The organism is Acuticoccus kalidii (assembly GCF_021556395.1).
In the GTDB taxonomy this organism is placed as follows: domain Bacteria; phylum Pseudomonadota; class Alphaproteobacteria; order Rhizobiales; family Amorphaceae; genus Acuticoccus; species Acuticoccus kalidii.
In genome coordinates this window covers 89173-107845 of the sequence record NZ_JAKGCS010000019.1, presented here as the reverse complement: position 1 = coordinate 107845, position 18673 = coordinate 89173, and the positions used below count along the sequence as shown (strand labels likewise).

Here is an 18673-nt window from a genome sequence, read left to right as displayed (position 1 = left end):
GCGCCGGCCCGATGCTCCGACCATCGCCAAGGAACGGCGCCGTCCCCGCCGATCGCCCCCGGCGGGGCGGAAGCCGCGACGGACGGCCCGCACGGAGGACATGAAGGACGGCGCGGGCCGTGCTACATCGGCAGAATGATCGACGTTCCCATCCTCACCCTCCCCCATGGCGACGGCCTCACGCCGCATTATGCGAGCGAGGGCGCCGCCGGGCTCGACCTCGCGGCCGCCCTTCCGGCCGACGCGCCGATGACCCTTGCCCCCTGGCAGCGCGCCATGGTGCCGACGGGGATCGCGATCGCGCTGCCGGCGGGATATGAGGCGCAGGTGCGCCCCCGCTCCGGCCTCGCCGCCCGCCATGGCGTCACGGTCCTCAACTCGCCCGGCACCGTCGACGCGGATTATCGCGGCGAGGTGAAGGTGATCCTCGTCAACCTGTCCGACGAGCCGTTTTTGATCGAGCGCGGCGTGCGCATCGCGCAAATGGTGATCGCCCCGGTGACCCAGGCCAACCTCGTCCCCGTCGACACGCTCGACGAGACGGCGCGCGGCGCGGGCGGCTTCGGCTCCACCGGCCGATGAGTTTCGCGCCCGAAGAGGTCGAGCGTTATGCGCGCCATCTCGTCCTCAACGAGGTCGGCGGGCCGGGGCAGGCCAAACTGAAGGCGGCGCGTGTTCTGGTGCTCGGCGCGGGCGGGCTCGGCACGCCGGTCATCCAATATCTGGCGGCCGCGGGCGTCGGCACGCTCGTCCTCGTCGACGAGGACACCGTGTCCCTCTCGAACCTCCAGCGGCAGATTCTCTATGGCGTCGACGATATCGGCGCGCCGAAGGTGGAGCGAGCGGCGGCGGCGGTGGCGCGGCTCAACCCGCACGTCCATGTCGTCACGCACCAGACGCGGCTTGATGCGCAAAACGCCGCCGCCCTCCTCGCCGGTTGCGATATCGCGGTCGACGGGACGGACAACGCCGCCGCCCGCTACGACCTCTCCGACGCGGCCTTCCGCGCCGGCATCCCCCTCATCAGCGCCGCCGTCACCGGCTTCGACGGGCAGGTCACCACCTTCGCCCCCCACCTCACCGCGCCGGACGGAACGCCCTACCCGACTTATCGCTGCCTCTACCCGGAGCCCCCGCCGGACGCCTTCGTCGACAATTGCGTCGCGAACGGCATTCTCGGCGTCGTCACCGGCGTCATCGGGACGATCGAGGCGAACGAGGTGTTGAAGCTCATACTGGGGATCGGCGAGCCGCTCTTCGAAACGCTCCTCCTCTTCGACGCGCGCGCCTCGCGCTTCGAGACGATCCGCTATCGCTGGGATCCGGAGAACCCGCTGTCCGGCACGGGCGCAGCCTCGGAGAACAGCTCCAGCGGGCGCGACACCCCGTCGAGCGCATAGGTGCCGCGGCTCGTCCAGCGGGCCGGCTCGATCGCCGCGATCGGCGCCGTCACGAGGAGCGGGACGTGGAGTTCCTTGGTGAGGCGCTCGATCCGCGTCACCTGATTGACGGTCGAGCCGATGACGGAAAATGTCAGGCGATTCGGAATGCCGATATTGCCGTACATCACCCGCCCGACATCGATCGCGATGCCGACGAGATCGGCCACTTCGGCCCGGTCCGCAAGCTCCTCGCGCCGCCGTTCGAGCAATGCCCCGAGCGCGAGCCGCACCTCTTCACTCGCCCGGATGGCGCGCGCGACCCCGTCTTCGCGATGGGGAAAGATCGCGAGCACCGCGTCACCGATAAAGTCGAGAACGTCGCCCCCGGCCGCCGCGACAGGGCCGGCGGTGGCGCTGAAATAGTCGTTCAGAAGGTCGATATAACGCTCGGTTCCGAGGCGTTCGCACAGCGCCGTCGAGCCACGTAGATCGCAATACCAGATCACCCCTTCGACGACCTCGCCGTCGCCGCGACGGATCTCGCCATTGAGAACGCGCCGGCCGGCCGAGGTCGCGAGATAGGTGGAGGCGAGCTGTTCGGCCGCCTCGCGCAACATCTGCATCCGGGCGGCGACCGCGATCATATAACGAACGCGCTTCAGGAAGGCGATCTCGTCGTCCGTGAAGCCGCCCGGCGCATCCGAGGCGGCCCCGAAGATGACGCCCGCTCCCGGCACGTTCGCGGGCGCGTTACGTCCGAACCCGATCAGCATCAGGATGTAGTCGGAGATTCCGGCGTCGGCCAGATCGGATAGAATCTCGAAGTCGCGCGGGGTGTCCGGATCGCAGATCCGGCGGCGAAAGAACGCAATCCCGTTCTCGACGACATGGCGCAACGGCGAGCGCAGATAGACGTCGGGCCGCCCCTCGGCCGAATACTCGAACCGCTCGACCTCGAGGTCCGCGTGCGCCCGCCAGACGATATTCTGGCTGAAGAACACCGGATCGAGGAGTCGCCAGCCGATCGAGGCGCGGCTCAACGAAACGCCGCCTTCGCGCGTGCGGCGGCACAGCTCGGCAAAGACGGACCGGAAAGGGCGATCCTCGAGCGCGCTGATCGCAAGAAATTCCTCGAGTTCCGCGATCAATCTCGACAGCATCGGACCATCGTGCCTTCAACGCCCCGGCGCGCCCGTGATGGGCCGGCTCGGCCCGTGCGGGCGTTCGGGGGCCGGCGCTCTTGCCGTCCGGGCACGGCGATCGCCGGCGCCCGTCCGGTCGTGGTTTCGCCCGGCGCCGCGCCGTGCCCTCGTGGGGAACGGCGCGCCGTCGCTCAGCCTCAGCCCGTGCGGCCGTGGCAGTGCTTGTACTTCTTGCCGGAGCCGCAGGGGCACGCTTCGTTGCGGCTGACCTTGCCCCAGGTGCGCGGGTCGGACGGATCGCGACCGCCGGCGGCCGCCTTGCGGCTCGTCGCCGTCGCGCCTGAAGCGCTAGCCGCCCGCGTGTCGTCCACGAGCGCGAGGTCCCCCTCTTCGGCATCCATCGGAGCGGGCTCCGGCTTCTGCTCGGTATATTCCGGAGAGGCGAACTCGTCCTCGCCCGTGTCGGCGTCGATGTGGTGGCCCTCGTAGACCTCCCCGTCGTCCGTCGGCATGGGCGGAGCGTTCGGCGTCACCTGGATCTCGATGCGCATGAGCTGGGCCGTCACGGCCATGCGAAGCTCCTGAAGCATTGCATCGAAGAGCTCGAACGCCTCGGTCTTGTACTCGTTCAGCGGGTCACGCTGGGCATAACCGCGGAAGCCGATCACCGAACGCAGATGATCGAGGGCCGCGATGTGCTCGCGCCAGAGATGGTCGAGCGTTTGGAGAAGGACCGACTTTTCGACCTGACGCCACATCTCGGAGCCGTATTTGGCGACCTTGCGGGCGGCGGCCTCGTCGGCGGCCTTCTTCAAGCGCTCGCGGATCTCCTCGTCGGCGATCCCCTCTTCCTTCGCCCACTCGATGACCTGAACGTCGAGGGCGAGGACGCGCTGCACCTCGTCGTGGAGGCCCTGCGTGTCCCACTGCTCGGGATAGGCTTTTTCGGGGATGTGCTTGGCGACCAGGGTGTCGACGACGTCGTCGCGCATCTCGTTGATCGCGTCGCGGACGCTGTCGTCGCGCATCAGATCGCGGCGCTGCTCGAACACGACCTTACGCTGGTCGTTCATCACGTCATCGTATTTGAGGACGTTCTTGCGCTGGTCGAAGTTGCGCGCCTCGACCTTCTGCTGCGCCTTCGCGAGGGCGCGGTTGATCCACGGGTGGACGATCGCCTCGCCCTCTTCGAGCCCGAGACGCTGAAGCATCCCGTCCATGCGCTCCGAGCCGAAAATGCGCATCAGGTCGTCCTGAAGGGACAGGTAGAAGCGCGAGCGGCCGGGGTCGCCCTGACGGCCGGAACGGCCGCGGAGCTGGTTGTCGATGCGGCGGCTTTCGTGCCGCTCCGTCGCGAGGACGAAGAGGCCGCCGGCTTCGAGCGCCTTCTGCTTCATGTCCTCGACACGGGCGCGGATCTCGGCCTCTTTCTCCGCGCGCTCGGCGTCGGTGTCGCCGCCATCGACCCGCGGGCCGAGCTCTTCGGCGATCAGCATGTCGGCATTGCCGCCGAGCTGAATGTCGGTGCCGCGGCCGGCCATGTTGGTCGCGATGGTGATCGCGCCCGGAACGCCGGCCTGCGCGATGATGCGGGCCTCCTGCTCGTGATAACGGGCGTTGAGGACCTGGAAGGTCGGCTTGCCGCCCTTCGAGGTCGCGCCCATCTTCACCGCAGCGTCGGGGGCGGTCACGTCACGCTGGCGGAAGCCGTCTTTCTTGAGGCGCTCGGCGAGCTGCTCGGATTTCTCGATCGAGGTCGTGCCGACGAGAATCGGCTGATTGCGCGCGTGCGCCTCGCGGATCACCTCGAGGATCGCGGCGTATTTCTCATCCTGCGTGCGGTAGACCTGATCGTCCTCGTCGACGCGGGCGACGGGCACGTTCGTCGGGATCGAGAGCACCTCGAGCCCGTAAATGTCCATGAACTCTTCCGCCTCGGTGTCCGCCGTGCCCGTCATGCCGGCGAGCTTGTTGTACATGCGGAAATAGTTCTGGAAGGTGATCGAGGCGACCGTCTGGTTCTCCGGCTGGATCGGCTGCTTTTCCTTCGCCTCCAGCGCCTGGTGCAGGCCCTCGCCATAGCGGCGGCCCGGCATCATGCGGCCGGTGAACTCGTCGATGATGATCACCTCGCCGTTCTTCACGATATAATCGCGATCGCGCTGGAACAGCTTGTGCGCCTTCAGCCCCTGCTGAAGGTGATGGACGACGGAGACGTTTTCCACGTCATAAAGCGAATCGCCCTTCATGAGGCCCGCTTCGGACAGCAGCGATTCGAGCTTCTCGTTGCCGATCTCGGTGAAGTGCGCGGTGCGCATCTTCTCGTCGATCTCGTAATCCTCTTCCTCGAGCTTCGGCACGAACGCGTCGATCGTGTTGTAGAACTCGGAGCGGTCCTCGAGCGGACCGGAGATGATCAGCGGGGTACGCGCCTCGTCGACCAGGATCGAATCGACCTCGTCGACGATCGCGAAATTGTGCTCGCGCTGGGCCATCTGGCGAATGTCATATTTCAGATTGTCGCGCAGATAGTCGAAGCCGAACTCGTTGTTCGTGCCGTAGGTGATGTCCGCGGCATAGGCGGCGCGGCGGTCGGCGTCGGTCTTGCCGTGGACGATGATACCGACCTCGAGGCCGAGAAAGCGGTAGACCTGCCCCATCCAGTCGGCGTCGCGATGGGCGAGATAGTCGTTCACGGTGACGACGTGGACGCCGCGCCCGGTGAGGGCGTTGAGGTAGACGGGGAGCGTGGCGACGAGCGTCTTGCCCTCACCCGTCTTCATCTCGGCGATGCCGCCCTCGTGGAGGACCATGCCGCCGATGAGCTGCACATCGAAATGGCGTTGGCCGAGCGTGCGCTTGGCCGCCTCCCGAACGGTGGCGAACGCGGGGACAAGCAGATCGTCGAGCTTGGCGCCGGCGGCCAGCTTGTCCTTGAACTCTTGCGTCTTTGCCCTCAGCTCAGCGTCTGATAGGCGCTGGAATTCGGGTTCGGCGGCGTTGATCGCATCAACGCGGCTGCGGTAGCCCTTCACTCGGCGGTCGTTAGCCGAACCGAAGAGGCGTTTGGTCAGGGTGCCGAGCATCCAATGTCCTTCGTCGAAGCGGAGCGGCGCGCGGCAACGAAACCAGCGCAGGGCGGCGAAAATGCTGTCTAGCGCGCGCGATCCGACATATGTTTGGCCGGAGGGCATGTCAAACAAGCGCTCCTCGGCCCACCCACAGGGACCTTACCCATGTTTAAGCGTATTTACGGAACTGTGGCCATTGCCGCAGCCCTCGCCACGACTCCGGTTATGGCTCAAGATGACCAGGTGCTCGCGACCGTCAATGGGGCACCGATCACGATGGCCGATGTTGCCCTCGCCTACACCACCCTCGGCGAGACCCTCGACCGCGTGCCGGAAGGTCAGCGCGACGAAATGGTGCTGAACCTTCTGATCGACATGGAAATCCTCGCCACCGCTGCCGAAGAGCAAGGCTTCGAGGACGATGCCGACTTCAAGGCCCGCATGAAATATCTGCGCACCCAGGCGCTGCGCGAGGCCTACATGGAAAAAGTGATCGGCGAGGCCATCACCGACGATGCCGTCCGCGCCCGCTATGACGAGGAAGTCGCCAAGATCGAACCCGAGGAGGAGGTGAGCGCGAGCCACATTCTCGTCGAGGACGAGGAAACGGCGAAGCGAATCATCGAAGAGCTCGACGCCGGCGGCGATTTTGCCGCGCTCGCCGAAGAATATTCGACCGATCCCGGTTCCAAGAGCCGCGGCGGTTCGCTCGGCTTCTTCGGCAAGGGCCAGATGGTCCCGGCCTTCGAGGAGGCCGCCTTCGCGCTCGAACCCGGCGAGATGACGCAGGAGCCTGTGCAGTCGCGCTTCGGCTATCACATCATCAAAGTCGACGAGAAGCGCCCCGTCGAGGTGCCGAGCTTCGAGCAGGTCTCGGAGCAAATTCAACAGGTTCTCGTTCGTGAGGCCTATGTCGAGGAGCTGGATCGTCTAAAACAGGACGCGACGATCGAACGGCCCGACCAGGCCGCCGCGACCGGCACCGACGACACGACCGACACCCAAGAGAGCCAGCAGTAAGCGACCCGAGCATGACGCCATCTCCTTTCGCCCCGACGAAGATCGACGAGCCGCCCGTCATCGGCGGTGTACGGATCGCCACGGCCATGGCCGGCATCAAGACCAAGGGGCGAACGGACGTGCTCCTGATGGCGTTCGACGAAGACACCAGCGTCGCTGGTGTCTTCACGACCTCGCGCTGCCCCTCCGCCGCGGTCGACTGGTGCAAGGCGCACCTGTCGGGCGGGGCGAGCCGGGCCTTGCTCGTGAATTCGGGCAACGCCAACGCCTTCACCGGCATGAAGGGGCGCGAGTCGACGCAGCGCTCCGCCGACCTCGTCGCCGATGGGCTGTCGATCGCGGCCGAACACGTCATGCTCGCGTCGACGGGCGTGATCGGCGAGCCGCTGTCCGCCGATAAATTCGCCGGCGTGATGGACGATCTCGTCGCCGGGCTGAAGCCTGCCGGATGGGCCGAGGCCGCGCGGGCGATCATGACGACCGACACCTTTCCGAAGGTCGTCACCCGCACCGTCACGCTCGACGGCAATCCCGTCACCATCAACGGAATCGCCAAGGGGGCCGGCATGATCGCGCCCAATATGGCGACGATGCTGTCCTTCATCGCGACCGATGCGCGGATTTCCGCTCCCGTCCTTCAGATGATGCTGAAGGAGGCTGTGGATAAGAGCTTCAACAAGATCACCATCGATTCCGACACGTCGACCTCCGACACCGTCCTCGCCTTCGCGACCGGGGCGAGCGGCGTCGTGATCGACGATACGGCGAGCCCCGACGGCGCGACATTCGCCGAGGCGCTCGCGAGCCTCACGCTGGAGCTTGCCCATCTCGTCACTAAGGACGGCGAGGGTCTCACCAAATTCGTCGCGGTGACCGTCGAGGGCGCCGAAAGCGACGCCTCCGCCGCGAAGATCGCCCGCTCCATCGCCGATTCGCCCCTGGTGAAGACCGCGATCGCCGGCGAAGACGCCAATTGGGGCCGCATCGTGATGGCCGTCGGCAAAGCCGGCGAGCCGGCCGACCGGGACCGCCTCGCGATCTGGTTCGGCGACGTACGCGTCGCACTCGACGGCGCACGCGATCCGGATTATTCCGAAGCGGCGGCGTCAGCCGTGATGCGCCAGCCCGAAATCGCGATCCGCGTGGATCTCGGCCTCGGCGGCGGGCGTGACACGGTGTGGACCTGCGATCTCACCAAGGAATATGTCGCCATCAACGGTGACTATCGGACCTGACGCCCGCCATGCGGCTTCTTCTCGTTGTCGCGGCCGCTCTCATCGACGAGGACGGCCGCATCCTCATCACGCAAAGGCCGACCGGCAAATCGATGGCCGGCCTCTGGGAATTTCCCGGCGGCAAGGTCGAGGCGGGCGAATCGCCCGAAGCGGCCCTCGCTCGGGAATTGAAGGAAGAGATCGACGTCGATGTCGATCCGGCGACCCTCGTCCCCTTCACCTTCGCGAGCCATCGCTATGATGCGTTTCATCTCCTCATGCCGCTCTACGCGGTGCGGGCGTGGACGGGCACGCCCACGCCGCGAGAGGTTGCCGACGTGCAATTTGTCCGCGCCGACGCGCTCGCCGATTACCCGATGCCCGCGGCCGATGCGCCCCTCGTTACGGCAATTCAGCGCGCGTTCACGAAGGCAGCCTTTTTGTAAGCTGACCCGCGTATAGTCCCAGGCATATAATCCAGACATTGAACCGTCCGCGGTCATCATCGTGTCTAAATCGCTTTCTAGACCCCCTGCAGAAATTCGTCCGAGAAGGAATTGCCCGGATGTCCGTTGACCGACGGCACCTCATCAAGGGTGCGGCTGCCGGAGCATCAGCCGCCGCATTCGGTGTTTCGCCCCTCACCTTCGCGACGCTGGCAAATGCCCAGCCTTTCGGTGAATCCGTCCCGTTCTCGCGCGACAAGATGATCGTCGCGGCGCGCGCGCTTTCGACGAAGCCGTTCGTCGACCGTCGCGACGAGATTCCCGAGGCGCTGCGGACCATGAGCTATCAGGCCTACAGCGCGATGCGGCCGGGGCCCGATTGGCCGATCCCCCTTTCCTCCGACGACCGCTTCTTCTTCGACGCGCTGCTCGCCGGCTTCGTGTTCAACCAGCCCGTCGATCTGTGGCTCGTGACCGGCGATCAGGCCCAGCGCGTGGTCTTCGATCGGTCGACCTATATTTTCGACCCGCCGGCCGACACCGAAGCGCCGGAAGGCAATATCCCCTTCTCCGGCTTCCGCCTCCGCGCCCCCATCAATTCGCCCGACAAGCTCGACGAGTTCGCCGTCTTCCAGGGGGCGAGCTATTTCCGCGCCGTCGGCGCCGGGGAGAATTACGGCCTGTCCGCGCGCGGTCTCGCGATCGACACCGGACAGCCGACGGGCGAGGAATTTCCGGTCTTCCGGTCCTTCTGGATCGAGCGACCGCAGGAGGGCGCCAAGGCCGTCGTCGTGAACGCGATCCTCGATTCACCGTCGACGACCGGCGCCTATCGGATCACGGTGCGACCAGGTGACGCAACCGTGACCGATGTCGAGCTGACGCTTTTCCCGCGCCGGGACATCAAAACGATCGGCTTCGCGCCCTTTTCGTCGATGTTCCTCTTCAGCGGCGTGAACCGCAGCAATTTCGACGACTACCGCAACGCCGTGCACGATTCGGACGGGCTCTCCATATACACCGGCAACGGCGAGTGGCTCTGGCGTCCCCTGTCCAATCCGTCGCGTCTGCAGGTCTCCGCCTTCGTCGACACGACACCGCGCGGATTCGGCCTCATCCAGCGCAAGCGCGACTATGACGACTACGAGGACGCCGCCGCCCGGTTCGAGACGCGCCCCTCGGCGTGGGTCGAGCCGATCGGCGACTGGCAGTCCGGCGCCGTCGTTCTATTCGAAATTCCGAGCGGCCAGGAATTCAACGACAACGTCGTCGCTTACTGGCAGCCGAACGCCCCGATCAAGGCGGGAGAACCGTACGAAATCACCTACCGGATCCACTGGAACGCCGATGCCCCGGCGACCCCGGACGGGCCGCGGGTGTCAAATACGCGCATCGGACGGAACCAATTCGCCACTCGGGAACTCTTCGTAATTGATTACGCGATGAAGGGGCACTCGATTGAGGATGTGGAGGTGAACGTCGAGACCTCTGCCGGCAAGATCGTCAATCTCACCCATTTCCCGACCCCGGAGCCTGACACGCTCCGCATCACATTCGAACTCGACTCCGACGCCGAGACGCTTGCGGAATTGAGACTTCAACTCACGCTGGCGGACGGCCAACCTGCTGAGCAGTGGCTCTATAGATGGACAACATAACGTTCACGCCGACTCCGGCGCCCTTGCGCATGCCCGAGCAGAACCTCGATTGGTATACGCGGTCGCCGACGGACCATCTCGCCGGTTTCGGCTGGCCGGGTTGGCGCACCGCCGCCGCCCGGACCACCGTGGCGTTGGTGACGATCCTCGTCACCGCGTTCGCGGTGCACGAGATGTATGCTGCGGCAAATGTCGGCGGAATGGCGAGCCTCGAGTGGCTCCTCATCATCGTCTTCACCGTCACGAGCGCCTGGATCGGCTTCAGCGCCGGAACCGCGGTCGCTGGCGCGCTCTTTGCCGTGCGCCATCCGAAGCGGATCAAGACGGGTGGCGCTACAGGCGGCCTCACCGCTCTCGTGATGCCGGTCTATAATGAGAACCCGCGCGAGGTGTTCAGCGCCCTCGCGGCGATGATCGACGATCTTCCGCGCGAGGCGCGCGCCCATTTCGAGGTGTTCATCCTCTCCGACACGACGAACGCCGAAACCTGGATCGCCGAAGAGCGGGCGCTCGCCAATCTGCGCCGCCTCGCGGGCGGCACGCGCGTCTGGTATCGCCGCCGGCGTCACAACACCCACCGCAAGGCCGGCAACGTCGCCGACTTCGTGCGCCGTTGGGGCGGCCGTTACGACCACATGGTCGTCCTCGATGCCGACAGCCTGATGACCGGCAAATGCCTCGCCGAGCTGCGCCAGGCGATGATCGACGATCCGAAATCCGGCATCATCCAGACCGGCCCGATCCTCATCGGCGGGACCACCCCGTTTGCCCGCGCCCAGCAGTTCGCCAACACCATCACCGGCCCCGTCGTCTCCGAAGGCGTCTCGGCCTGGCAGGGGGATGACGGCAACTATTGGGGGCACAACGCGATCATCCGCATGGAGGCCTTCGCGAGCGCGGCCGGCCTGCCCCAACTTCCCGGCAAGCCGCCCTTCGGCGGGACCATCCTCAGCCACGATTTCGTCGAGGCCGCCCTCATCCGCCGCGCCGGATGGAGCGTCACGCTGCGCAACGACATCAAGGGCTCCTATGAGGGCGCGCCGACCGATCTTTTCGGCATCATCACGCGCGACCGGCGCTGGGCGCAGGGCAACTTGCAGCACGGCCGCATCGTCGGCGCGGCCGGCCTCACCGCGGCGAGCCGCGTGCACTTCCTGATGGGCATCTTCGCCTATCTGATGAGCCCGATCTGGCTGCTTCTGATCCTCACCGGTATGGCGCTCGCCGTGCAGGCGACCTTCATCCGGCCCGAATATTTCCCGCACGGCTTCGCCCTCTTCCCCAACTGGCCGGCCTTCGACGTGGAGCGGCTGATCCAGCTCTTCATCCTGTCGATGGGCGTCCTGCTGCTGCCGAAGGCCTTGGGCCTCATGCGCGCGATCCTGCACGGTCCGACGCGCCGCGCCGCCGGTGGCTCCGCCTTCCTCGTCGCGGGCGCCTTCGTCGAGCTCCTGATCTCGACCATGATCGCGCCGATCATGATGCTCGCGCAGACGCAGATCGTCTTCTCGATCATGCTTGGCCGTGCCGTGGGCTGGACGCCGCAGGCCCGCCAAGGGGCGAGCGTGCCGTGGGCGATCGTCGCCCGCTATCACATGCTGCACGTTCTCGTCGGCATCGCGCTCGCCGCGATCGCGTGGTTCCACTCGCCCGAACTCGCGGCCTGGATGTCGCCGACCCTGGTGGCGCTCATCTTCGCGGTGCCGATTTCCAAGGCGATGGGCTCGCCATGGCTTGGACGGCGGCTGCGGCGCGCCTATCTGATGATCACCCCACAGGAAGCCGAGCCGCCGGAGGTTTTGCGTACGGCACGGCGCCTGGCCCATTATTTCCCCGCTGCTCTGCCGGGGAACGCCCTCATCACCCTCGCGGACGATCAGGAGCTGTGCTGGGCACACCGTCTCTCGCTGGAACCCGGCGAGCGCGGTCGGGGCAAATTCGATGCGGCCACCGCGCTCGCGACCGTGAAGCTCGACGAGGCGGAAAGCCTCGAGGAGCTTGCCGATTGGCTGGAGCCGCAAGAGCGGCTCAGCCTCCTCTCGGACACGGGCCTTCTCGATCGCGCTCTCGCTTTGCGCGCGAAGAAGACCATCCGAGCGGCCTGAGCCTGTTTGCTAGGATGACGAAAACCCCGCCGAGCCGGCGGGGTTTTTTCGTTTCGGCGTTTCTTACGGCACCAGCCGGTGCGCGGGAAGCGCCGCCGCCGGCAAGCCGAGCGCCCGGCCCGCCTGGGCAAGATGGGACGCGACGAACGCCGCGCGCGACGCGCCTACGATGATTTCGCACCGCTCCTGCCGCCACCACAAGGTGGCCGGCGTCCGCGCCACCATCGTCCGCACGACGTCGTCGGGGCGGAGGGCGGACCGATCCACGCCGCAAATGCGGGCGAGGATATGATCGACACCGCCGGTGAGGACGAGCACGGAGAGCGCCCCGCTGCGGTCGACGAGATGATGCGGCGTCGCGGCGAGGACGCTCGAAATCTCCGCAGCCAACGCGGCGGCGAGGCCGAAGCGCGCCATCACGAGATAGCCGCCATCCTCGGCAAGGATCGCGACCTCCGTCTCGCGCGCCGGCCCTCGCGGTGCCCGCGCGTACGCCGCGCGTCCCGGCTCGGGCAGCGGCGCGCCGATCGCCTGGCCGACCGCAACCGCCTCGCTCGCCGGCACATCGAGCCGCAGGAGGCTGCGCGCGTCCGCCTCCCGCAATGTCACCGACCCGTCCGGGGCGGCGAGATCGAGGCCGCCGAGCGCGCTCGTCCACGACAACCGCCTCATGGCCGCTCCTCCAAGACGCGCGCGGGAACGACACGGACCGCGACGGTCCGCCCATCGGGCCCTTCGGCGAAGAGCTTGGAGCCGAAGGCGGGCGGCGGGCTCGCGTCGACGAGTGCCTGGGCGATCGGCCGCTTCAGGAACGGTGAGACGGCGCCCGCGAGCACCGCGCCGAGCGGCGTTTTCGTCCGCGTCAGGAGCCGCGCGCCGGGCTCGAGCACCACAGGCCGCATCGGAACGAGGCCGATCACCGACTGGGACGCGTGCGGGCGCGCCGGATCGGCGAAGGCGGGGCCGAGGGCCGCCGGATCGAGGCGCAGTGCCGGCGTGACGTCGACCCGCCCCTCCTCCATCCACAACAGACGCATCGCGGCGCGACCGATCGGCGCCGCGCCGATCGCCGCGCCGGCGGCGACGAGCCGCTCCCAGAGCGCGAGCCCATAGCGCGCCGGGCTGATGATCTCGACGCTTCCATGCCCGAATTGGGAGCTTTTCAGGAGCCAAAGCTCCACCCCGTCGAGGCGCACGAGAACGCGCGTTCCCTTGGGCAGCGCCGGCAACGCCTCAACGAAGACGGCCGCGAGGATGCGCCCGCGCTCCGGCCCGCAGACCACGGCGCTGGCATAGGTGTCGGACAGATCCGTGACCGTGACGGGCGATTGCGCGAAACGGGCCCGCACCGCCGCGAGGCGAGGGTCGGCGAGGATCTCGAAGCGATCGTGCGCCACCCGGTCGACACGGAGGAAGCCGAGCGCCCGTCCATCCGCGCCGAGCGCGAGAGCGGTCGCGGCCTGATCGAGGCCGAGCCGGGGCGCGCCGCCGAAGACGATGCCGTCGATCGTTGCGAGCGCGCGCGGGCCGACGATCTCGAACCGCTCGGCGGCGGACATGTCGGCTATGCCGCCGATCTCCCGCGCCGCGAGCGCTTCGCGGTAGGCCGCTCGCTCGACATTTTCGCCCGCCCCCGGATAGGCCGACGGGACGCGCCATTCGCCCAGCGCCTCATAGACCGCGCGCTCCCGGTGCCAGGGGTCGGCCGGGACGAAGCGCACCGGCTCGGCCATCGCGCCGATATAGGGCCCGTCTCGCACCGCGTCGGGTAACGCGATCGGGGCCGGCGAAACGCTCCCCGCACGCGCGACGGGCAAGGTCGCGCCGTCGGCGACCGGGAGGCTCACGGGTTCGGCCTCGATCCCCACGGCGCGCGCGGCCGCGACGCCGGCGTCCGATCCCGCCTGAAGCGCCTCGGCGAGCCCCGCGCCGACCGCCGGCCGCCAGGTCGCCCGGCATCCGGTGTCGGGCGGAGCGACCGGCCGAAGCGCACCGACCCGCACGAGAAGATCGCAGGCGATCCGCTCGCCCCGTCCGCCCGCGCCCGGCGCGATGCGGACATGGGTGAGCCGCGCGCCGCCATCGCACGCGGCGATCCGGTGACCGCGGTGCGCCTCGTCGCCGCCTTCACCCACGATGGCGGCCACCTCGACGCCCGCGTCGCGCAAGATCTCGGCGACCATCGCCGCGCCATCGGCCTCAGCCTCCGCCGCCACGACAGCCCGCGCGCCGGGCGCGACGCCGAAGCGGCGCACGAAGGTGAGCGCCGCCGCGGCCGACATCACGCCCTCCGGCTCGCGATCGGCCTCATCTGCCGCATGGCCCGCCGCCCAGACATAGGCCCCTGCACGGACCCGCCAGAGGTGCCCGCCGCCGCTCCGCTGATACAGAAAGACGCCGGCATCATCGGCCCCCGCGACGGTATCGGTGAGGATCAGCGCACCGAGCTGGTCGAGCGCGCTCACCGTCCGCGCGAGGAAGGCGTCCGGCGGGCGGCCATCGATGGTGGCGGTATCGGCAAGCGTGAGGAGACGGCCGCCGACCGACGGCATCGCCTCGGCAAGGAGGACGCGTGCGCCGCCACGGGCGGCGGTCAGCGCCGCGGCAAGCCCCGCTGCGCCGCCGCCGACGATCAGGATATCCACATGGGCGGTGATATGGTCGGACGTCGGCTTTCGCACGTCCGACGGACTGCGCGCGGGAGGGGGCGACGTCCGCCTTCGGAACCAGCCGAGGACGCGCGCGGGCCAGGCACGGCGAACGCTGTTCGCCGGGCTCGAAGGCAGGACCATGGCAGGCGACCTGCCCGCCGCGTCCGGGGTCCGGCCCGCATCGGCGGTGATCGAGGACGCCAATCGGGGCGATGGACCGGGTGGCGGCGTGAGCGCCATCCCCTCCTCCAGCGCCGTCGTGGCGACCGGAAGGATCGCCGCGCCGCAAACCACATAGGCCTCGGCTCGCGCATAGACGCCGGCTTGCGCAAAGCCGTCGGCCCGAGCATCGGCGCCAGTTTGCTCATGAGCGTCGGCTCGCGCATCAGCGTTGGCTCGCGCATCGGCGGCGGCACGCGGAGGGGCGCCGGCCCGAGGGCCGGCGGCGGCGATCGGAACGCCTCCGACGCTGCGAATGCCGTTGGCGAGAAGCGCGGAGGCGATGGTGTCGCCATGACACCCGGTCAGCGCCGTCCCGTCGAAGCGAAAGGCGAGCGGGCGGCTGCGGTCGACACTCCACCCGCCGTCTTCCGTGCGTCTTGACGTCCTCTTCATCGCAACACGGTCACGGCAGAGAGCACCTCACCTCGTCGCCTCATCCATCGCTGATTGCGCGAGAGGCCGGCAGGATCGTTTAGGCAATCCCGCCATCCCGCCGCAAGGCGCAATCCGCCTCAGGAGAGCCCGGTGATGGCCCCGTCGACGACACCGATGCGTTCGGCCGCCGGATGGCGGGGAAGACCCGGCATCGTCATCACCTCGCCGGTGAGGGCGACGACGAAGCCCGCGCCGGCCGAAAGACGCACCTCGCGGATCGGCAGCGCAAAGCCCGTCGGCGCGCCGAGCCGCTTGGGATCGGCCGAGAAGGACGATTGCGTCTTCGCCATGCAGATCGGCAGCGCGCCGAACCCGGCCGCCTCCCATTGGGCGAGCTTTTCGCGCACACCAGCGGCAGGGATCACCTCGCCGGCGCGGTAGATCGACCGGGCGACGGTCTCGATCTTGTCCCACAGCGGCATCCGGTCGGGATAGAGCACCTCAAAGCCGCTCGGCGCCTCGGCGAGACGGATCACCTCCTCGGCGAGCCCCGTCGCGCCGGCCCCGCCCTTCGCCCAATGCTCGCAAAGGACGGCCTTCACGCCGAGCCCCTCGACGCATTCGGCGACGGCCGCGAGCTCGGCCTCGCTGTCGGCCGTGAAGCGGTTGATCGCGACGACGACCGGAACGCCGAAGCCTTTGACGTTCTCGACATGGCGCACGAGGTTCGCCGCCCCGGCGACGACGGCATCGACATTTTCCGTCTGAAGGTCGGCCCGCGCGACGCCGCCGTGCATCTTGAGGGCGCGGACGGTCGCGACGACCACCGCGGCCGACGGGGCAAGGCCGGCTTTGCGACACTTGATGTCGAAGAATTTTTCCGCCCCGAGATCGGCCCCGAAGCCCGCTTCGGTGACGACATAGTCGGCGAGACCGAGAGCGGCGTTGGTCGCCATCACCGAATTGCAGCCGTGCGCGATGTTGGCGAACGGTCCGCCATGGATGAGGACGGGCGTCCCCTCGAGGGTCTGCACGAGATTGGGAAGCGCTGCCTCGTTGAGGAGCGCGGCCATCGCCCCCTGCGCTCCGATCTCGGCGGCGCGCACCATCGACCCGTCCGCCCGCTGGCCGACGATGATCTCGCCGAGCCGCTGCTGAAGGTCGTCCTTGTCCCGGGCGAGGCAGAGGATCGCCATCACCTCGGAGGCGACGGTGATGTCGAACCCGCTCTGCCGCGTCTGCCCGTTCGCCCGGCCGCCGAGACCGACGACGATATCGCGCAGGGCGCGGTCGTTCATGTCGAGCACGCGGCGCCAGGTGACGCGGCCCGGATCGATGCCGGCCTCGTTGCCCCAATGGATGTGGTTGTCGACCATCGCGGCGAGGAGATTGTGGGCCGAAGTGATCGCGTGGAAGTCGCCGGTGAAATGGAGGTTGATGTCCTCCATCGGCAGCACCTGGGCATAGCCGCCGCCGGTCGCCCCGCCTTTGACGCCGAAGCACGGGCCGAGCGAGGGCTCGCGCAGGCACGCGACGGCATTCTGGCCGACATGGCGCAGCGCGTCGGTGAGGCCGATGGTGGTGGTGGTCTTCCCCTCGCCCGCTGGCGTCGGGCTGATCGCGGTGACGAGAATGAGCTTGCCGTTGCCGCCCGCCGGAGGATGCGCGAGCTTCGCCTTGCCGCGGCCATAGGGGATGATGTCGTCGTCGGACAGGCCGAGACGGGCGGCGATCTCGCCGATGGGCCGCATTGTGGCGTTCTGGGCGATGGCAAGATCACTCGTCATGTCGTCTCCGCTTTCGTTTCTTCGCAGGTCCGTGCGCGCCGAGCAGGATCGACGCCCCGCTTATAAGCGGTGCGTGCGCGGCCTGCCGTCGGTTCCGTCTATATCGGGGCGCGCAAGGGACCGAAAGAGCACCCTGCCGGCGATGCGATGCGCGCCCCGGACGCAGACCAGCGCCCGACGGCGCATATCCGAGAGCCCCCGAAAATGTCAGTAGTATTTATTTAACATCTTCATCAATTTTCGAGATTCATATCTTACATTTCGTTCGATTTTACTTTTACCCAATGCTGATATTCGCCGTTCTTTCAAATTCGATCCGCACCAAAGGTCGGATCACGCGTTCTCGCTCTATCGAACACTCGATGGAGTTGGTGACATGCCACGTTGGGCCCTGCAGATCCTCGCCGCGTTCTTTCTCCTCGCTTGCGCCGTCTCGGCGGAACGGGGCGTCGCAGCGCCGGTCGATGTGGTCCCGACGGTTCTCCATGAAGCGGAATGGCGCGCATATCGCAGCGCCTTCATCGAGGCGGACGGCCGTGTGATCGACCGCGAGAAGGGTGGCAAGTCGCACAGCGAGGGCCAGGGCTACGGGCTTCTCCTCGCCGTCTATGCCGACGACCGGGCGACCTTCGATCGCATCGTCGCGTTCACCTGGAGCCGGATGCGGTTGCGCGAAGACGGGCTCGTCTCCTGGCTCTACGATCCGCGCCAATTTCCTTCGATCGTCGACCGCAACAACGCGAGCGATGGCGACCTCCTGATCGCCTACGCGCTCGTCCTCGCGGCCTTGAAGTGGGACGACACGCGCTATCTCGCGGCGGCGGCGCCGCTGATCGACGCGATCGGCCGTCACCTCCTCGAGACGCGGGGCGGCATCGTGCGCCTGCGCCCGGGCGCATTCGGCTTCGACGAGGGGGACAGCGCCGACGGTCCGGTCGTCAACCTCTCTTATTATGTCTATGGCGCGTTCTTGATGTTCGGTCACGTCGACAGCCGGCATCCGTGGCTCGAGACCTGGCAGAGCGGGCTGCGCCTCACCGCCGCCGCACTGACCGGCCGGGAAGGTCTCGCACCGGATTGGATCACCCTGCGGCGCGACCGCTTTCTCGCCACCGCCAATGGCTTCGCGCCGAAATCCTCCTACGACGCGGTCCGCATCCCGCTTTACATGGCGCTCGGCGGACGGGTCCCGGCGAGCGAGTTCCGGCCCTTCGACAATGCCTGGAACGTCCGCGGCAACCGTGCGCCGATCGACTACGACCTCGCCGCCGACACCCCGCTCGCCACCATGGGCGATCCCGGCTACCGCGCGATCGCCGCGCTTGCCGCCTGTGCCGCCCGCTCCGAGCCGCTGCCGGCGGCGATCCAGCGCTTCCGTCCGACGACCTACTTCGCGTCCTCGCTGCATCTCCTGTCGCTCGCCGCGGCCCGCAGCTCCTACCCGCACTGCGTGACGCCGAGCGGCGGGGTGCCGGTCGCATCGCTCGACACCGGACGCTTCACGGTCGAGATCGGCAGCCGGCGCTGAGCCTGCCGGAACGAAAACGGCCCCGGACGGTGCACCGTCCGGGGCCGTTTCGTCGTGGTGAGGAGCGCGCCG

13 protein-coding genes are annotated in these 18673 nt (G+C 67.8%); 8 read left to right on the top strand and 5 right to left on the bottom strand.

From position 1 onward, the window contains the following. Nucleotides 1–135: 135 nt before the first annotated feature. Both dut and L1787_RS12815 read left to right on the top strand, forming a co-directional pair. Nucleotides 136–582 (top strand): dUTP diphosphatase, encoded by a 447-nt coding sequence (dut, locus tag L1787_RS12820; protein ID WP_235709259.1) that lies wholly within the window; start codon nt 136–138, stop codon nt 580–582. Beyond that, the gene (locus L1787_RS12815; RefSeq protein ID WP_235709258.1) at nt 579–1400 is read left to right on the top strand and encodes a HesA/MoeB/ThiF family protein; all 822 of its coding nucleotides are present in this window, start codon (nt 579–581) and stop codon (nt 1398–1400) included. Before dut ends, L1787_RS12815 begins: the two co-directional genes overlap by 4 nt. On the opposite strand, the gene L1787_RS12810 is transcribed toward L1787_RS12815, so the two are convergent. Beyond that, the gene (locus L1787_RS12810; protein ID WP_235709257.1) at nt 1310–2542 is read right to left on the bottom strand and encodes an adenylate/guanylate cyclase domain-containing protein; all 1233 of its coding nucleotides are present in this window, start codon (nt 2540–2542) and stop codon (nt 1310–1312) included. The genes L1787_RS12815 and L1787_RS12810 overlap by 91 nt on opposite strands. 179 nt (nt 2543–2721) lie before the next feature. After that, nucleotides 2722–5610 (bottom strand): preprotein translocase subunit SecA, encoded by a 2889-nt coding sequence (gene secA / locus L1787_RS12805; RefSeq protein WP_235709256.1) that lies wholly within the window; start codon nt 5608–5610, stop codon nt 2722–2724. A 210-nt stretch (nt 5611–5820) separates the two neighbouring features. Here secA and L1787_RS12800 point away from each other — a divergent pair, with 210 nt between their 5' ends. The 5 genes from L1787_RS12800 (at nt 5821) to mdoH (ending at nt 12038) form a co-directional block, all read left to right on the top strand. Further along, on the top strand, nt 5821–6615 hold the full coding sequence (locus tag L1787_RS12800; protein WP_235709255.1) for a peptidylprolyl isomerase: 795 nt from the start codon (nt 5821–5823) through the stop codon (nt 6613–6615). 11 nt (nt 6616–6626) lie between these two features. Continuing rightward, nucleotides 6627–7850 (top strand): bifunctional glutamate N-acetyltransferase/amino-acid acetyltransferase ArgJ, encoded by a 1224-nt coding sequence (argJ, locus tag L1787_RS12795; protein WP_235709254.1) that lies wholly within the window; start codon nt 6627–6629, stop codon nt 7848–7850. 8 nt (nt 7851–7858) lie between these two features. Then, a complete protein-coding gene (locus tag L1787_RS12790) occupies nt 7859–8275 on the top strand; it encodes a (deoxy)nucleoside triphosphate pyrophosphohydrolase (protein ID WP_235709253.1) in 417 nt (138 codons plus the stop codon). A 119-nt stretch (nt 8276–8394) separates the two neighbouring features. Further along, nucleotides 8395–9933, top strand: coding sequence for an OpgD/OpgG family glucan biosynthesis protein (locus L1787_RS12785; protein ID WP_235709252.1), 1539 nt, complete (start codon nt 8395–8397; stop codon nt 9931–9933). Beyond that, nucleotides 9921–12038, top strand: coding sequence for a glucans biosynthesis glucosyltransferase MdoH (gene mdoH / locus L1787_RS12780; RefSeq protein ID WP_235709251.1), 2118 nt, complete (start codon nt 9921–9923; stop codon nt 12036–12038). The genes L1787_RS12785 and mdoH overlap by 13 nt, the downstream gene beginning before the upstream one ends. Nucleotides 12039–12101: 63 nt before the next feature. Here the strand turns inward: mdoH and L1787_RS12775 are convergent, their stop codons facing one another. The 3 genes from L1787_RS12775 to L1787_RS12765 form a co-directional block, all read right to left on the bottom strand. After that, entirely contained in the window at nt 12102–12710 is a 609-nt protein-coding gene (locus L1787_RS12775; protein ID WP_235709250.1) for a hypothetical protein, read from the bottom strand. Then, nucleotides 12707–15304 (bottom strand): FAD-dependent oxidoreductase, encoded by a 2598-nt coding sequence (locus L1787_RS12770; protein WP_235709249.1) that lies wholly within the window; start codon nt 15302–15304, stop codon nt 12707–12709. The genes L1787_RS12775 and L1787_RS12770 overlap by 4 nt, the downstream gene beginning before the upstream one ends. A gap of 119 nt (nt 15305–15423) precedes the next feature. Next, a complete protein-coding gene (locus L1787_RS12765) occupies nt 15424–17073 on the bottom strand; it encodes a formate--tetrahydrofolate ligase (protein WP_235709248.1) in 1650 nt (549 codons plus the stop codon). Nucleotides 17074–17449: 376 nt separating this feature from the next. Here L1787_RS12765 and L1787_RS12760 point away from each other — a divergent pair, with 376 nt between their 5' ends. Then, complete coding sequence (locus L1787_RS12760) at nt 17450–18601, top strand: family 8 glycosyl hydrolase (protein ID WP_235709247.1); 1152 nt, start codon at nt 17450–17452, stop codon at nt 18599–18601. Nucleotides 18602–18673 lie beyond the last annotated feature (72 nt).

Bases quoted from the DNA above. Each gene is read 5' to 3' on its own strand.
- dut (WP_235709259.1), top strand. From the start codon at position 136: ATGATCGACGTTCCCATCCTCACCCTCCCCCATGGCGACGGCCTCACG.
- L1787_RS12815 (WP_235709258.1), top strand. From the start codon at position 579: ATGAGTTTCGCGCCCGAAGAGGTCGAGCGTTATGCGCGCCATCTCGTC.
- L1787_RS12810 (WP_235709257.1), bottom strand. From the start codon at position 2,542: ATGCTGTCGAGATTGATCGCGGAACTCGAGGAATTTCTTGCGATCAGC.
- secA (WP_235709256.1), bottom strand. From the start codon at position 5,610: ATGCTCGGCACCCTGACCAAACGCCTCTTCGGTTCGGCTAACGACCGC.
- L1787_RS12800 (WP_235709255.1), top strand. From the start codon at position 5,821: ATGGCTCAAGATGACCAGGTGCTCGCGACCGTCAATGGGGCACCGATC.
- argJ (WP_235709254.1), top strand. From the start codon at position 6,627: ATGACGCCATCTCCTTTCGCCCCGACGAAGATCGACGAGCCGCCCGTC.
- L1787_RS12790 (WP_235709253.1), top strand. From the start codon at position 7,859: ATGCGGCTTCTTCTCGTTGTCGCGGCCGCTCTCATCGACGAGGACGGC.
- L1787_RS12785 (WP_235709252.1), top strand. From the start codon at position 8,395: ATGTCCGTTGACCGACGGCACCTCATCAAGGGTGCGGCTGCCGGAGCA.
- mdoH (WP_235709251.1), top strand. From the start codon at position 9,921: ATGGACAACATAACGTTCACGCCGACTCCGGCGCCCTTGCGCATGCCC.
- L1787_RS12775 (WP_235709250.1), bottom strand. From the start codon at position 12,710: ATGAGGCGGTTGTCGTGGACGAGCGCGCTCGGCGGCCTCGATCTCGCC.
- L1787_RS12770 (WP_235709249.1), bottom strand. From the start codon at position 15,304: ATGAAGAGGACGTCAAGACGCACGGAAGACGGCGGGTGGAGTGTCGAC.
- L1787_RS12765 (WP_235709248.1), bottom strand. From the start codon at position 17,073: ATGACGAGTGATCTTGCCATCGCCCAGAACGCCACAATGCGGCCCATC.
- L1787_RS12760 (WP_235709247.1), top strand. From the start codon at position 17,450: ATGCCACGTTGGGCCCTGCAGATCCTCGCCGCGTTCTTTCTCCTCGCT.